Source organism: Yinghuangia sp. YIM S09857 (assembly GCF_051388915.1).
Classification (GTDB): Bacteria; Actinomycetota; Actinomycetes; order Streptomycetales; family Streptomycetaceae; genus Yinghuangia.
This window is the reverse complement of the sequence record NZ_JBPKBH010000024.1, coordinates 104,424-119,637: the sequence shown is the minus strand read 5'-3', so window position 1 is coordinate 119,637 and position 15,214 is coordinate 104,424. Positions and strand designations below refer to the sequence as shown.

At 72.1% G+C, this 15,214-nt stretch carries 9 protein-coding genes; 5 read left to right on the top strand and 4 right to left on the bottom strand.

Translation table 11 applies throughout. The annotated features are described in order from the left end of the window. Positions 1–334: 334 nt before the first annotated feature. Complete coding sequence (locus ACRX5S_RS35170) at positions 335–1,507, bottom strand: peptidoglycan recognition protein family protein (RefSeq protein ID WP_436777278.1); 1,173 nt, start codon at positions 1,505–1,507, stop codon at positions 335–337. Between the two features lie 654 nt (positions 1,508–2,161). On the opposite strand from ACRX5S_RS35170, the gene ACRX5S_RS35165 reads away from it, so the two are divergent. The 5 genes from ACRX5S_RS35165 to ACRX5S_RS35145 all read left to right on the top strand — a co-directional run bounded on the left by ACRX5S_RS35165 (position 2,162) and on the right by ACRX5S_RS35145 (position 10,887). Continuing rightward, on the top strand, positions 2,162–2,917 hold the full coding sequence (locus ACRX5S_RS35165) for a TIGR03089 family protein (RefSeq protein ID WP_436777277.1): 756 nt from the start codon (positions 2,162–2,164) through the stop codon (positions 2,915–2,917). 84 nt (positions 2,918–3,001) lie between these two features. Continuing rightward, positions 3,002–4,594: an LCP family protein gene (locus tag ACRX5S_RS35160; protein ID WP_436777276.1), complete on the top strand. Its 1,593-nt coding sequence runs from the start codon at positions 3,002–3,004 to the stop codon at positions 4,592–4,594. 685 nt (positions 4,595–5,279) lie between these two features. Beyond that, positions 5,280–6,848 (top strand): LCP family glycopolymer transferase, encoded by a 1,569-nt coding sequence (locus tag ACRX5S_RS35155; RefSeq protein ID WP_436777275.1) that lies wholly within the window; start codon positions 5,280–5,282, stop codon positions 6,846–6,848. Positions 6,849–7,164: 316 nt separating this feature from the next. Beyond that, the gene (locus ACRX5S_RS35150; RefSeq protein ID WP_436777274.1) at positions 7,165–9,060 is read left to right on the top strand and encodes an LCP family protein; all 1,896 of its coding nucleotides are present in this window, start codon (positions 7,165–7,167) and stop codon (positions 9,058–9,060) included. A 69-nt stretch (positions 9,061–9,129) separates the two neighbouring features. After that, positions 9,130–10,887 (top strand): LCP family protein, encoded by a 1,758-nt coding sequence (locus ACRX5S_RS35145; RefSeq protein WP_436777273.1) that lies wholly within the window; start codon positions 9,130–9,132, stop codon positions 10,885–10,887. Positions 10,888–11,044: 157 nt separating this feature from the next. Here ACRX5S_RS35145 and ACRX5S_RS35140 read toward each other — a convergent pair whose 3' ends face one another. The 3 genes from ACRX5S_RS35140 to wecB form a co-directional block, all read right to left on the bottom strand. Next, positions 11,045–12,382, bottom strand: coding sequence for a hypothetical protein (locus ACRX5S_RS35140; protein ID WP_436777272.1), 1,338 nt, complete (start codon positions 12,380–12,382; stop codon positions 11,045–11,047). A gap of 34 nt (positions 12,383–12,416) precedes the next feature. Continuing rightward, positions 12,417–13,724 (bottom strand): nucleotide sugar dehydrogenase, encoded by a 1,308-nt coding sequence (locus ACRX5S_RS35135; protein WP_436777271.1) that lies wholly within the window; start codon positions 13,722–13,724, stop codon positions 12,417–12,419. 156 nt (positions 13,725–13,880) lie between these two features. Continuing rightward, a complete protein-coding gene (wecB, locus tag ACRX5S_RS35130) occupies positions 13,881–15,008 on the bottom strand; it encodes a non-hydrolyzing UDP-N-acetylglucosamine 2-epimerase (protein WP_436777270.1) in 1,128 nt (375 codons plus the stop codon). Positions 15,009–15,214: the final 206 nt, after the last annotated feature.

Here is a 15,214-nt window from a genome sequence, read left to right as displayed (position 1 = left end):
GCCCTGGCGGACGCCTTGCGCCGGATGGCCGGCCATCCGGCCGAGGTGGCGCGCCTGCGCGGCGCGGCGGTGGAGCTGGCCCGTGAGCGGTTCACGCCGCAGGCGGTCGTGGAGCCGCTGGTGGAACGGCTGGAGTGGATGGTGGGGAAGGGGTCGTAGGGGCGGGGGTGCGCGCGGGGCTCACGCGGGTCTCGCCCGGAGTACGCGCGGGTGCGCGCGCATTCGCGCGGGTCTCCTACGGAGCACGCGCGGGTACGCGGGGGGGGTCACGCGGGTACGCGGGGGGGTCACGCGGGTGCCCGGAGGTGCGTGCAGGTTCGCGGGTCGGCCGCGGTCAGCGCATGAGGCTCTCGACGCCGCGACGCAGCTTCGGCAGGGCCTCGTACAGCCGCTCCCCCGGGCACTCGGTGTTGAACGCGTCGCGGTGTCCCGAGACCACGTTGAACCGTACGTTGGTTCCGGCCGGGAACCGGCTGCCGCTGTCGCCCGACGTCAACTGCGCCTTGCCGAGCGGGTCGGCGCCGTGGAGACCGAGCTTCCAGGCGATGACGCGCGACATGGAGTCGAGGAGCGCATCGGGCGGTGCGGTGTCGGTGTACGTGCCCATCGCCGCGACCGACGAGCTGTTGGTGTTGAAGCCGAGGGTGTGCGCGCCGAGCACCGGCTTGTCGACGCCGCCCGCACGGCCCTCGAAAACGGTGCCGCAGCGGTCGACGAGGAAGTTGTAGCCGATGTCCGCCCAGCCGTTCGTCTCGACGTGGTAGCGGTAGATCGAGCGCAGCACGGACGGCGAGTCGGCGCACGTGGCATAGGTGTTGTTGTCATGGTGCACGAACATCACCTTCACGGTGTTCGTGTACTTCACGTCGAGGTCGCGCAGCGTCTCGTCGGCGCCCCACTCGCCGCGGGTCACGATGGCCGGACGCCCGGCCGCGCGCCCCGGGGCCGCGTCGGTGGCCCGCCCGGTCATGCGGGCATCTGCGGGCGAGGTTCCGGGGTCGACGAGGTCGAGGCGCAGCCCACCAGGCAGGCGGCCGGAGCGCACCTCCACGCGAGCCTGCACGGCGTCCGAACGCCCCACCCACAGCGGCTCGGTGGCACCGCGCGCGGCGGCGGGGCGCGGTGCGTCGGCGTACTGGCCCATCGCGTCGCCGGTGTGGAGCGGGCGCCAGGGGGTCCAGGCCCCGGCCGTCCTCGTACGGACGCTCACCTCGAAGTCGGGCCGCGCCGACGGGTCGTCCCACGAGACGCCGACCAGGGAGAAGTCGTGGGTCGACCGGGCGGGGACGAGGACGGCGGGCTGCCCCGGGCCGGGGCTCCGCACGTCGGCTCCGGGGAGGCCGGGCAGGGCGACGGTGTACGAGGCCCCGGACACCGGCACGGGAGTCTCCTGCGCGGCGACCGCGTGGGTGGGCAGAGACAGCACCGGCGTCAGGACGACGGCCGCCAGCAGCGCGGAGACCTTCAGGAGCCGACTCACGGGCACGCGCGCGGACTGGGGTGTCACAACGACCTCTTCGGGAACTTGCGGACAGAACGGGGCTCGCAGGGAGCACAACTGTGTTCTGGTGCCTCCGTGTCCGCCGTGTAGTGCTCATCCGCAGAAGGCCACCCAAATAGCGCAGTGGCGAGGGGTGTTGGGGGGCAGATGGATGGGTGGGCACACGGGTCGACCGCGAGAGGAGAGGACGCGGCCTGACGCTCGGGAGATGGCGGGGGCGTGATGGGCCAGTTGCGGGGTCGTGGAGACGAGGCGCGACGGCCACCCATGCCTCGCGGACGATCGCGTCGAGGGCTGTCAGGCCCGACCACCGACGTGCCGCGTCGGCCGCCTACCCACCCCGCCGCGCACCAACGAGCGAAGCGTGGATCCCGCGAATGGCGAGGCGTGCGGAGCGCGGGCGGCGAGCCGAGATGTGGCGACGCACTCGTGCATTCAACGGGCGGGCGCCCGGGAGTGGGGCGGTGTCCGCTCAGATGACGGGGTGAGGCACCCGGACGCGGGCGCGCTCAGGGACGTTCGCTCAGATGGCGCGGCGGGGCATCCAGAGGCGGGCGCGCTCAGCGGCGGCCGGTCAGGTGTCGGGGCGGGGCACCCAGAAGCGGGCGCGCTCGGCGGCATCCGCTCAGGCCGCTGGGCGGGGGCGTTTACAGTGGCCGCATGGTTGGGACGCCTGGTGGGCTTTTGAGTGCTGCTCTCGTTGCGGACGGGGCGCGGCCGTTCACGACGTTTTACGACGATGCGACGGGCGAGCGGGTCGAGTTGTCCGTGGCCACGTTCGACAACTGGGTGGCCAAGACCGCGAACCTGCTTCAGGACGACCTCGGCGCCGAGCCGGGGCAGCGGGCAGCGCTGCTGCTGCCCGCCCACTGGCAGACGCAGGTGTGGCTGATGGCCTGCTGGGCGGTCGGCCTGATCGTGGTGCCCGGCGGGGCGCCCGCCGATGCGGACCTGGTGGTGTCCGGGCCGGACACGCTCGACGAGGCCCGTGCGTGCGGCGGGGAGCGGGTCGCGCTCGCGCTGCGGCCGATGGGGGCGCGGTTCGCCGACGCACCTGAGGGCTTTCTCGACTACGCGGCGGAAGTCGCGGGGCACGGCGACCGGTTCGTCCCGTACGTCCCCACGGCACCCGACGCCCCCGCCCTCGACCTCGGCGGCCGCGAGTACTCCGCCGCCGAGTTGGCCGAGGTCGGTGCAGACGCCGCGAAGGAGTGGGGCCTGACGTCCGGCGACCGCCTCCTCTCGGCTCTTCCGTTCACTCGTGAGAGTGGACTGCGTGCGGGCCTGCTTGCACCGCTCGCGGCGTCTGTACCTGTGGTTTTGTGCCGGAACATCGAACGATTGGACGAATCCGCCCTGGAACGACGGATTTCGACCGAGCGAGTCACCCGTACGATCACTGACTCCGAAGGCTGAACCCCGGCCGGCCACGCGCCGCGGTCACACCGACGCGATCGCCTGCCCCCGGGGCAACCGCGTGCGGGGAGGTGACGACGGAGCATGGCCGACAAGCGCACTCCGTCCGGCAACGCAACCGAGGACGGCGGAACGAAAGGCGGTTCCGGCGCGGGCGGCCGCGCGGCCCAGCGCCGCGCCCGACGCAGGCGCAACCGGCGGCGCAAGATCGTCATCCCGCTGGTGGTCGTCGGCTCGCTCCTGCTGCTGACCGGCGTCGCGGCGGCGTATGTCGCCTACCGCACGCTCAACGGCAACATCAAGACCGACTCGGTCGAGGGCAAACTGAGCGCCGACCGCCCCGAGGTGGGCGGCAACGGCAAGGGCAAGCCGATGAACCTGCTGATCATCGGCTCCGACTCGCGCGCCGGCGCCAACAAGGCGCTCGGCGGCGGCAAGGACGAGGGCGAACGCTCCGACACCACGCTGCTGCTGCACCTCTCGTCCGACCGCAAGCACGCGGTCGTCATGAGCATCCCGCGCGACGTCCTCGTGACGGTGCCTCCGTGCGTCATGCGGAACGGCGCCAAGTCGCCGGAGCGCGAGCGCCAGATGTTCAACTCGGCCTACGAGTTGGGCGGCGCGGCGTGCACGCGCAACACCCTCGAACGCATGACCGACATGCGCATCGACCACCACATCATCGTCGACTTCTCCGGCTTCAAGGGCATGGTCGACGCGATCGGCGGCGTGGAGATCTGCCTCCCGCAGGCAGTGCAGGACAAGACCGGCAAGATCTCGCTGGAGGCCGGCAAGCGCACGGTCGGCGGCAAGGAGGCCCTGGACTTCGTACGCCTCCGGCACGACGAGGCGATCGGCGGCAACGGCAGCGACCTGGGCCGCATCAAGCGCCAGCAGGCCTTCATCGCGTCGCTCGCGAAGCAGATCACCAGCAGCAAGGTGCTGCTCAACCCCGCCCGGCTGTTCAACCTCGCGGACGCGCTGACCAAGTCGATCCGCGCCGACGAGGGCCTCGACTCGGTCAAGGCGCTCGTCGACCTCGCGCGCAGCGTGCAGGGCGTCAAGACGTCGGACATGACGTTCGTGACGGTCCCGGTCTTCGACTCGCCGACGGACAAGAACCGCCTGGAGCTGATCCAGCCGGACGCGCGCCGCCTCTTCCAGGCCGTCAACGCCGACGAACCGCTCAACGGCCGCAAGCCCGGCGGCGGTTCCGGCGCGCCTCCGGCCCAGACCGCGGCGCCGGGCAGGCCGGGTGCGGCTCCCCCGGCCGCCGCTCCCGCCCCGCCGCCGGTCCCGGCGTCGAAGGTGCACGTCAAGGTGTTGAACGGCAGCGGACGCCCGGGCGCGGCACGCGAGGTGGGCGACGAACTGGCCGAGCGCGGCTTCGTGGTGGACTCCACCGGCAACGCGGCGGCACCGACGAGCGGCACGACCATCGAGCACGGCCCCGAACTCACCGACCACGCCCGTACGCTGGCGGCCGCGATTCCGGGGGCGGTGCTGGAACCGCGCAAGTCCGCGACGGACGCGGTCGTGCTGACGATCGGATCGTCCTTCAAGTCGGTCGCGCCGCCGGGCGGGGCACCGGCCGACGCTCCGCCGCCGTCCTCCGCGCCGCCGCCGCTGAAGGTGTCGACCCGGGACGGGGACCAGGACATCTGCAAGGCGACCTGACCGCGGGCGCCGCGCCGCGGGGACGCCGAACAGCCGTGGAAGGGAAGCACGGCCGCGGGGACGCGGACCGGACGGGCGACGGACGGGCGACCGCCGCGAAACGGCTGGGGGGCGGGTGCCGCGACCCCCGGTGTCGGCCCGGCCGAACGACGCAACGTATCGTGCCCGCAGCCCGGCGCACAGCTTCGTCGCCCCGCGTCACAGCATTGTGATGTGACTTGGCTCACATGAGCCACGCGACATGCAACTCACCTGTCAGCCGGTACGTCTATCTGGACACCGGCCACCGGGAGTTCGCCGCTGCGTACGACCGGACGCGGGGGCCGATCCATATCGCGTGGCAGGGAGCGGGAACCTCGTGGGCAAAGGCGAAGAGGACCAGACTGCGTCAGGTCCGGTCCCCGATCCGGGGCCGGACGCCCCGACCGCTCCCCCGGTCCCGCCCACGCCGGACGACGCCGCCGAGGACCCCGCGGCCGAGGGGACTCCAGCCCAAGAGCCCCAAGCCGAGCCGACGCAAACCGAGCCGACGCAATCCAAGGCAACCGCGCCGACAGGTGACGGACCGGCGGACGCCCCCGCGGCCGACGCCTTGGACGCCACCGCCCCCGAGAGCTCAACACCCGAAACGCCACCGGCCCTTGAGCCGGCGGCAACAGACACGGCTACAGACACGTCGGCACCGATGGCCGCCGAGCAGCCCGCCGTACCCGAACCCGTCCCGACCCCGGACCCCGTCCCGACTCCGGACTCCGTCCCCGCACCTGACCCCACCCCCGTGCTCGGCGAACTCCTGCCGCCCGCGCCGCCCGTGACCCCCGCTCCGAAGCGGCGCCGTCGTCGTCTGCGGCGCGTGCTGGTCAGCATGGTGGTGACGATGGCCGTCCTGGCCGGGGCCGCCGTGACGTCCGCGTACCTCATGGTCCGGCACCTCGACGGCCAGATCACCTCGGAGAACGTCGCCCCCAAGATCGGCCTCGACCGGCCGCCGGTGATGCCGGAGGCCTACGGCGCGGTCAACATCCTCCTGATGGGCTCCGACGACCGCACCGGCGAGAACATCAAGTACGGCAACATCTACGACACCACGCGCCGCTCCGACACGACGATCCTGCTGCACCTCTCCGCCGACCGGAAAAGCTCGGTCGCGGTCAGCATCCCGCGCGACCTGATGGTGGAGATCCCGTCCTGCGTCCGCGACGACGGCTCGATGTCGGCGGCGTACAAGGACCAGTTCAACCACGCGTTCGAGATCGGCGGGTCGGCCTGCACGATCAAGACCGTCGAGCAGATGACGCGGGTGCAGATCAACCACCACATCGTCATCGACTTCACCGGCTTCAAGCGCATGGTCGACGCGGTCGACGGCGTCGAGGTCTGCCTGGCCGAGCCACTGCGCGACTACGACGCGAAGCTGGACCTGGACGCCGGGCAGCAGAAGCTCAACGGTGAGCAGTCCCTCGCGTTCGTCCGGGCCCGCAAGGAGCTGGGCGACGGCAGCGACACCCAGCGCATGGTCCGGCAGCAGCGCTTCCTCGCCTCGCTGATGGACAAGGTGAAGTCGGACGGCGTCCTGTTCAACCCCAAGAAGCTGTACGACCTGCTCGACGCCGGCACCAGCTCGATCACCGCCGACCCGGGCCTCGACTCGCTGGACGAGCTGACCAAGCTGTCCAAGAGCGTGTCGAACATCCCCTCCGAGCAGTCGGCGTTCCTGACCGTGCCGCGCCAGCAGTACCGCTACAACACGAACCGCGACGAGCTCGTCCAGCCGGACGCCGACGCGCTGTTCACCGCGATCCGGTACGACCGGGTCGCGGTCGGCAAGGCCGATCCCGGCACGCTGGTGGAGCCCGGCGGCAGCGTCCGCATCGACGCGCCCGCACCGGTCGAGGACGACGCCCCGGCCCCCGGCGCGACGACGGCCAAGCCCTCGTCCGGAGCGACGCAACCGCCGGGGCGCCGCACGACGTCTCACCCGTCGGGTGCTTCGTCGCCGGGGCGGTTCGGGCCGTCGGCGACACCGGACACAACCCCCGGAAGCACCACACCCAGCACCAAAACACCAGGAAGCACGACACCAGGAACCGCACCCCCGGACGGCACCTCGCCGGACGCCACGCCGACCGGCACCGCCGCACCGGGCGCCGCCCCCGGCGCGACAACCGCCGCGCCGTCCCCGACGCCGTCGGTTCCGGCCGGGCCGATCGTCACCGTCACGGGCCGGACCGTGGAGCAGGACTCCTGCTCATGAGGGCCGCGAACGTATACAAATCGAAAAGAAAGTTGGCATCGAGCGATCACCAGCGCGCAGGATTGGGCGTTCTCGCAATATTTCGCCCCAATCTTGAAATGACAGGTTTGCCGACTGCCGCACAGTGCCGCGAACTTGCCCGCTAGGGTGACTGTTTCGTACGCGGGCCGAAAAGCAGCCGAGAACACGGTGGAACCACCAGACCGCGACCGGCGGGCTGCGCGGCCCGGGCAGTGACGAACCCAGCCGTCGGGCACAACCATCGGGCACGGCGTCGAACGCAGTCGACTCGGGCAATTGGGAGGGGAAGCGGGTCGTGAGCACAGGGAATGGGCCGAGGTCGGGCGGGCACGGGGACCACCTCGATGCCATGAACGACGCCGACGTCGCCGACCTGTGGGTGATGGACCCGGACACCGGCCACTACCGCCTGCGCACGCCCGACGAGCCCGCGGCCGGAGGCCAGGCGGCCGCCGCCGCGTCCCCTCCGGGACGCGCGGCGCCCGAGGACAACCCGTTCGACAGCCTCTACCGCGAATCCGCCGCCAACACGGCGAACGCGGCGAACGCTGCCAATGCCGCGAACGCGCCCGCCGTGCCCGCCGCCCGCGCCGCCGCACCGCCGCGTACCGCCCCAGGGACCAGCCCCGACACCGCCCCCGCGCCGCGGACCGAGCCCGCCCGCCGTCCCAAGAGCAAGGTCAAGAAGCGGCTCAAGTGGACCGCGATATCCCTGGTCGTCCTGCTCGTCGCGCTGGTGGCCGGGGCGTACGGCTACTACCAGTACCTCAACAGCCGCATCAAGAAGACCGACCGCAGCGGCTCGGTCGAGGAGATCCCGAAGGCACCCGTCGACGAGTTCGGCCGGAGACCGCTGAACGTCCTGCTGATCGGCTCGGACACCCGGCTCGGCAAGGGCAACCAGATCGGCGGGGAGACCGGACACCCGGGCCTCGCCGACACCACGATCCTGATGCACCTGTCCGCGGACCGGTCCAACGCCACGATGGTGAGCATCCCCCGCGACACCATGGTCGAGCGCCCGGCGTGCAAGTATGACGACGGCAAGAAGGTCCAGCCGGCATCCCAGGGCAGGGTGCAGTTCAACAGCACGCTCGCCGGGGAACCGGGCGCGCCGTGCACGGTCGCGACCGTGGAGCGCATGCTGCGCGTGCAGGTCGACCACTATCTGATGATCGACTTCAACGGCGTCAAGGAGATGACCAAGGCGGTCGGCGGCGTGCCGATCAACCTCTGCGATTCGATCAACGACCCCGTGCTGCCGAACAAGCAGGGCGGCACCGGCCTTGTCCTGCCCGCCGGGGAGCAGCGCCTGGAGGGCCACGAGGCCCTCCAGTTCCTGCGCGCCCGGCACGCGTTCGGCGACGGCAGCGACCTGGCCCGCATCGAGGCGCAGAAGTCGTTCCTCATGGCCCTCGCGCGCGAGATCAAGAGCAACGCGAAGTGGAGCAACCCCAAGGCGGTGTTCGACATAGCCAACGCCGCCGTCGGCAACCTCCAGGTCGACAGGGGCCTCGGCACCATCGACAAGCTCGCCGGTCTCGGCAACGAGATCAAGAAGGTCCCCGAGAAGCGCATGGCCTTCACGACGCTGCCCACCGAGCCGTACCCGGGCAACCCCAAGGCCTGGGTGCAGCCGCGCCAGCCGGACGCCGACCGCCTGTGGCGGGCCCTGGCGACCGACACCTCCGTCACCGCCGGGGGGCCCGCCTCACCCGCGCCCACGGCCTCCGTGGCGGCCCCGCCGCCCGCGCCCGTCGTGACGGTGGACCCCGCGACCATCCGCGTCACGGTCCACAACACCACCAAGGCCTCGAAGGGCAAGGCGGTTGCCGACCAGTTGACCGCGCTCAAGTACAAGGCGTCCTCGGTCCCGACCGACGACAGCCGCCCGCGCGACAACAGCGTGGTGAAGTACCCGGCGGGCAAGATCGACGCGGCGAAGCAACTCGCGCGCGCCGTGGGGCTGTCCGAGATCGCCGTCGAGGAGAACACCACGCCGGGCAACACCTTCGAGCTGATCATCGGCTCGGACTTCCCGGACCTCACCTCGCCCACCGCGAAGATCCCGGCCGCCTCCTCCGGCAAGCCGGCTCCGCCGCCCGCCCCGGTGGTCGTGCCGCCGTCCGAGGAGATCAAGCTGAACACCGCCGACAACACGGCCTGTATCTCCACTGGCAAGAAGAGGTAGCGGCCGGAACCGCGACAGGGCACGAGGCGGTCGTCGAGGCACGGCGCCGGAGGAGAGGACGCACACGGCATGGCTTCGGGGTACGGACGCGCGCAGGACGAGCGCGGCGGTGAGCTCGGCGCGATGGACGACGCGGACGTCGCCGACCTGTGGGTCATGGACGCGGAGACCGGCGCCTACCGGATGAAGACGCCGGAGGAGGTCGCCGCCGACAACGTGGTCACGGTCGAGCCGACCGAGTCGCCGTCGCCCGCGGATCCGGCCCCGACCCGGCGCGGCAGGCGGCAGCCGCCGCCCAAGAACCCGAAGGGCAAGGGCAAGGGGAAGCGGCGCCTCAAGATCACCGCGATCAGCCTGGCCGTGCTGCTGGTGCTGATCGTGGGCGGGGCGTACGGCTACTACGAGTACCTCAACAGCCGGATCAAGACCGACGACCTCACCGCCTCGGTGGACAAGGTCCCGGAGGCGGCGGAGGACGAGTTCGGCCGTACGCCGATGAACATCCTTCTCATCGGCTCCGATTCGCGCATCGGCTCGGGCAACACCGGTTACGGCGCGAACGGCAAGGAAGGCACCGCGGACACCACGCTGCTGCTGCACCTGTCCGCCGACCGTTCCAACGCGACCGTGGTGAGCATCCCGCGCGACACCCTGGTGACCCGCCCGGCCTGCAAGCTCGACAACGGCGAAATACAGCCCGCCAAGCAGAACTTCGCCTTCAACGCCACTTTGCAGAAGCCGGGCGGACCGCCCTGCACCGTGGCGACGGTCGAGAACATGCTCAAGGTGAAGATCAACCACTGGATGATGATCGAGTTCAAGGGCGTCAAGGCGATGACGAGCGCCGTGGGCGGCGTTCCGATCACCCTGTGCGACCGGCTGTACGACCCGAAGAAGACCGGCCAGGGCACCGGCCTCGACCTCACCGCCGGCGAGCACAAACTCCAGGGCGAAAAGGCACTGATGTTCCTCCGCGCCCGGCACGGCTTCTACGGGGAGAGCGACCTGGCCCGCATCGAGGCGCAGAAGTCCTTCCTGATGGCACTGGCGCGCGAGATCAAGACGAGCGCCACGTGGAAGGACCCGGCCGCGATATTCAAGATCGCCCAGGCCGCGACCGGCAATATCACGGTCGACGAAGGCCTGAACCGCATCGAGAAGTTGGTGGCTCTCGGGAACGAGATCAAGAAGGTCCCCGAGAAGCGCATGGCCTTCACCACGCTCCCGGTGATGGACGTGCCGCACGAGAACCCGAAGGTGCACGTCCAGGCCCGGCAGCCCGCGGCCGACAACCTGTGGGCGTCGGTACGCAACGACGTCGCGGTCACCAAGGGCGATCCCGCGCCCGCCGGTTCGGCGCCGCCGAGCTCGCAGGCCCCGGCCCCGCCGCGGATCGACCCGGCCACCATCAAGGTCTCGGTGCGCAACACGACCACCGTGCCGAAGGCGCAGGCCGTCGTGGACGACCTGGTGGCCGAGAAGTACGCCGCGACGGTCGACCGGACGAAGGGCACCGAGCAGGGCGCCAGTTCGGTCGTCCACCCCAAGGGCAAGGCGGACGCAGCGAAGCAGCTCGCCGCCGCGGTGGGCCTCCCCGAGACAGCGGTCATCGAGAGCGCGACCGCCAAGCAGTTCGAGGTCGTCATCGGCCTCGACTTCCCCGGCCTCAACGACAAGGACCCGACAGGGAAGGCCCCGGCCTCGTCCTCCAAGGCCCCGGCGTCCCCGAAGCCGCCCGCATCGGCGACCCCGCCGTCCAGCGAGGACATGAAGCTGAACACCGCCGACAACACGTCGTGCATCAAGACGAAGTACTCGAAGGGTTAGCCGCTGGTCGTCCCGCCGGGATCCGCAAGTCGGGCCGCTACCGGGCCTGTTCGCGGACTCCGGCGTGACGCGCGGACTGCGGCGTGACGCGCGGCCTCCGGCGCGGTACACGGGATTGCGCGGGCGGGCACCCGCCCGGCCCGTGCCGACGGGCTGTTCAGCGCTGCCGTGGGTCCTCGGCCGGGGTGCCGGAGTCGGCTTGGGCCTTCGGGGTCAGGTAGGCGATCGTCCAGGCCAGGTCCGGGGACGCGGTGTGCTGGACGACGATGCGCTGGCCGCTCACCAGGATGCGGTCCACGGGCGCGGTCAGGGTGGTCGGTTGCGCGGTGCCGTCCGCGAGGCGGAGGACGCGGGGGCCGTTCGCGCCCGGCAGATAGACCAGGGTTCCGTCGGTGCCGCCGTCGGCGAGCGTCTTCAGATCGGGAACCGCGGTGAACCACGCGGGAGTTCCGTCGACGAGGCGGTACGCGGCCACGCCGTCCGCACCGCCGCGCGTCTCGCGCACCACGAGCATGCCGCCGGACACGATCGCGTCCTCCGGGTCGGAACCGCCCACCGACCACGCCTTGTTGCCGGCCGCGTCGAAGGCCGTGACGGTCCCCGCCCCGCCCTCCACGGGCCGCGTGGCGACCAGCACGCGCCCGTCCGCGACCGACCGGAAGGCCGTTTCGGCTCCGGCGGGAAGTTCCGCGCGCCACACCGGAGTTGCCACCCCCGGCCGGAACGCGGCGACCGCGCCCGGCGCGGCCGCGTACACGAGCTTGCCGTCGGAGGCGACGTCGGTCCAGGTGCCCTGGACGGTCCACTGGCGGGTCACCTTGCCGGTCACGACGTCCTGCGTCGCGATGGCCGAGGTTCCGGCCGCGGCGCCCTTCGCCTGGCCGACCAGCAGGACCGTACGGCCGTTCCCGGTGGTGCCGGTGGCCCACCCGGTGTCCTGGTCGGACGCCGCTCCGGAGGGCTTCAGCGGCACCTCGGCGCACCACTGGAGGTAGCCGGAGCGGGCGTCGGCGCCCAGCACGCGGGTGGTGCCGTCCGACTGCGGGACGAAGGTGAGCGCGCGCAGGTTCTTCATGAAGAAGTCCGCCGGTTTGACGGCCGAACGCATCCAGTGGCGCTTGCCGTTGCGCCCCTCGTACATCGCCAGGTCGTCGGGGTCGGCGCCGCCGCGCGCGGCCAGCAGGCCGAGTTGGTCGCTGAGGACCGGGTTCGGCCCGGGCGCGGCGATCGTCCACACCGGGCCGCCGATGGCCGCGTCGCCCTTGAAGTCCGCCGCGGCCCGGAAGGCGGGGTTCGTGCCCGCGGCCCGCAGCGCCTTGTCGTCGTAGGTGCCGGCGAGCCGCACGGTGAAGGCGTCCGGGAAGACCTCGTTGTCGGTCAGCGTGTCGAAGTCCTGCCAGCAGGAGGAGACTTCCTCCGCCTGGACGGCCACCACGCCGAGGACCGCCAGCAGCGCGGCGGCGATGCCGCCCGCGGCGACCTTGCCCGCGTTCACCTTCACCTGGCTACCCCGAACTCTCGCGGGCCGGTCAGCGGCCGCCGCCGATGGTGCGGCGGGCGACCCCCGCCCACAGGTCCGGGTCGGTCACCCGGCGGCCGTCCACGAGCGCACGCACGCCGGGGAACTGCTCGGCGGACAGCGTGCGGTACTCGGCGTGGTCGGTCTGCACGACGACCGCGTCGACGGCGTCGCCCGCGCGGTACGGCGCGAGGCCGAGCGCGGTGATCTCGTCGTCGGCGTACATCGGGTCGGCGACCAGCGCCTCGGCCCCCGCCGCGCGCAGCGCCTCGACGACCGGGAACACCCCGGAGAACGCGGTCTCCTTGACCGCGCCGCGGTAGGCCACCCCGAGCACCGCGACGCGCGCGCCGCGCAGCCCCGGGCCGCCGTCGCGCGACAGCATCCCGTCGAGCAGGCCCACCGCGTAGCCCGGCATGCCGGCGTTGGTGGTGCGTGCCGCCTTGACGATCGTGGCGTCCGGGTCGTTGAACGCGTAGAAGCGCGGGTAGACCGGGATGCAGTGCCCGCCGACCGCCACGCCGGGGCGGTGGATGTGGCTGTACGGCTGCGAGTTGGACGCCTCGATCACCGCGTAGATGTCGATGCCCACCGAGTCCGCGAACCGCGCGAACTGGTTCGCCAGGCCGATGTTCACGTCGCGGTACGTCGTCTCCGCCAGCTTCGCCAGCTCGGCCGCCTCCGCGCTGCCCATGTCCCACACGCCGTTGTCGCGTGCGAGGTCCGGACGGGCGTCGAAGTCCAGCACCGCCTCGTAGAACTCCACGGCCTTCTTGGCGCTGACCTCGTCGACGCCGCCCACCAGCTTCGGGTAGCGGCGCAGGTCGGCGAAGATGCGGCCGGTGAGCACGCGTTCGGGGCTGTGGCACAGGAAGAAGTCGGTGCCGCAGGCCAGTCCGGACGCGGCCTCCAGCTGCGGCAGGAAGCGCTCGCGTGTGGTGTGCACCGGCAGCGTCGTCTCGTACGACACCAGCGTGCCCGGCTTGAGGCCGGCCGCGATCGCCGCCGTGGCGGCGTCCATCGCGCGGAAGTCGGGGCGCGCCTCGGCGTCCACGACGACCGGCACGACGACCACGACGTAGTCGCTCGCCGCGACCGCGGCCGTGGTGTCGGTGGTGGCGGTCAGCGCGCCGGACTCGACCACCGCCCGCAGGCGCACGTCCAGCTCGGCCTCGCCGGGGAACGGCTCGACGCCCTTGTTGACCTTCTCGACCGTCGCGGCGTTGACGTCGGCGCCGACCACTTCGTGGCCCTTGGCAGCGAACTGCACGGCAAGCGGGAGGCCGATCTTCCCGAGCGCGACGACACAGATCTTCACGATGCGCAAACCTTCGGTCGAGGTGGGTCGGACGGTGATCCGGTGCGGCCAGCGTACCGGCCGGGTTTCCCCGGCGGCGAAGCCGCTGGTCGGGGCCGCGCGCACGGTACAGCACGACGCGCGGACCGGAGGTGCGGGGTGCGGCGCGCCGCCGGGTCAGGTGCGTTCGGCCAGCGCCGCGACGACCTTCTCGGCGGCGTGGCCGTCGCCGTACGGGTGCCCGGACACCGGGGTCGGGGCGTCCCGCAGCACGGTTTCGGCCAGGTCCGCGGGGTCGGCGCACAGCCGGTTCCAGCCCCCGTCGAGCGTCTCCGGCCACTCGGTCTCGGTGCGCAGCGTGGTGCACGGGCGGCGCAGCAGAAAGACCTCCTTCTGCAACCCTCCCGAGTCGGTGACGACGCCGCGCGAGCCGAGCACCGCGCGGACCATCTGCGGGTACGGCAGCGGCCTCGCCACCCGCAGCGCGCCCTGCCGCAGCGGGATCCCGGCAGCCTCGGCCCGGTCGCGCAGCCGCGGGTGGGCGAGCAGCAACACGGGCAGCGGGAGGGACGCGAGGGCGTCGACGATGCCGCGCAGCCGGACCGGGTCGTCGGTGTTGTCGGGACGGTGGACGGTGGCCACGAGGTAGCCGCGGGCGCCCAGTTCGTCGGCGAGCGCGGCGCCGTCCGTACCTGCGGTGCCGTGCGGCTCGTCCCCGCCCGGCAGTTCGAGCGGCTTGCCGCCGACCGCGTCGCGCACCCGCAGCAGGATGTCGGTCATCACGTCGCCGACCATCACCGTGCGCTCGGCGAGCCCTTCGCCCGCGAGGTTGCGGACCGCGAGGTCGGTGGGGGCGAGCAGGAGGTCCGCGGCGTGGTCGGTGAGCACGCGGTTGTGCTCCTCGGGCATGCGGCGGTTGTGCGAGCGCAGCCCCGCCTCCAGGTGGGCGAGCGGCAGGTGCAGCTTCACCGCCGAGACCGCGGCGGCCAGGGTCGAGTTGGTGTCGCCGTACACCAGCACCCAGTCCGGGCGCGCGCCGCCGAACAGCGTGCCGCCGGGCAGCACGTCGTCCAGCGCCGCGAGCATCGCGCCGGTCTGCGCGCCGTGGCCGCCCGAGCCGATGCCCAGGTGTACGTCGGGCTTGGGGATGCGCAGGTCGGCGAAGAAGACGTCGGACAGGTCGGCGTCGTAGTGCTGCCCGGTGTGCACGATGCGGTGCTCGTGGCCGGTGCCGCGGAACGCCTCGGCCACCGCGGCCAGCTTGACGAATTGGGGGCGGGCGCCGACGACGCTGATGACCTTCACGGGGCCAGCGTACGACGCCTGTTGCGTCTTCCCGGACCACGGCGCCGCGACGCCACGCTCCGCGGTCGCCGCGGCACGCACCGCGCGCGGCACTCCGGTTGCGGCACTCCGGGCGCAACACCAGGGCGGGAACACCAGGCCGGAACACCAGACGGAAACGCCGGTCGGAAACGCCGGTCGGAAACGCCGGTCGGAAACGCCGTCGG

What these genes read in the sequence shown, in the direction of transcription:
- ACRX5S_RS35165 (WP_436777277.1), top strand. Translation starts at nt 2,162, where the DNA reads ATGGTTGGGACGCCTGGTGGGCTTTTGAGTGCTGCTCTCGTTGCGGAC.
- ACRX5S_RS35160 (WP_436777276.1), top strand. Translation starts at nt 3,002, where the DNA reads ATGGCCGACAAGCGCACTCCGTCCGGCAACGCAACCGAGGACGGCGGA.
- ACRX5S_RS35155 (WP_436777275.1), top strand. Translation starts at nt 5,280, where the DNA reads ATGGCCGCCGAGCAGCCCGCCGTACCCGAACCCGTCCCGACCCCGGAC.
- ACRX5S_RS35145 (WP_436777273.1), top strand. Translation starts at nt 9,130, where the DNA reads ATGGCTTCGGGGTACGGACGCGCGCAGGACGAGCGCGGCGGTGAGCTC.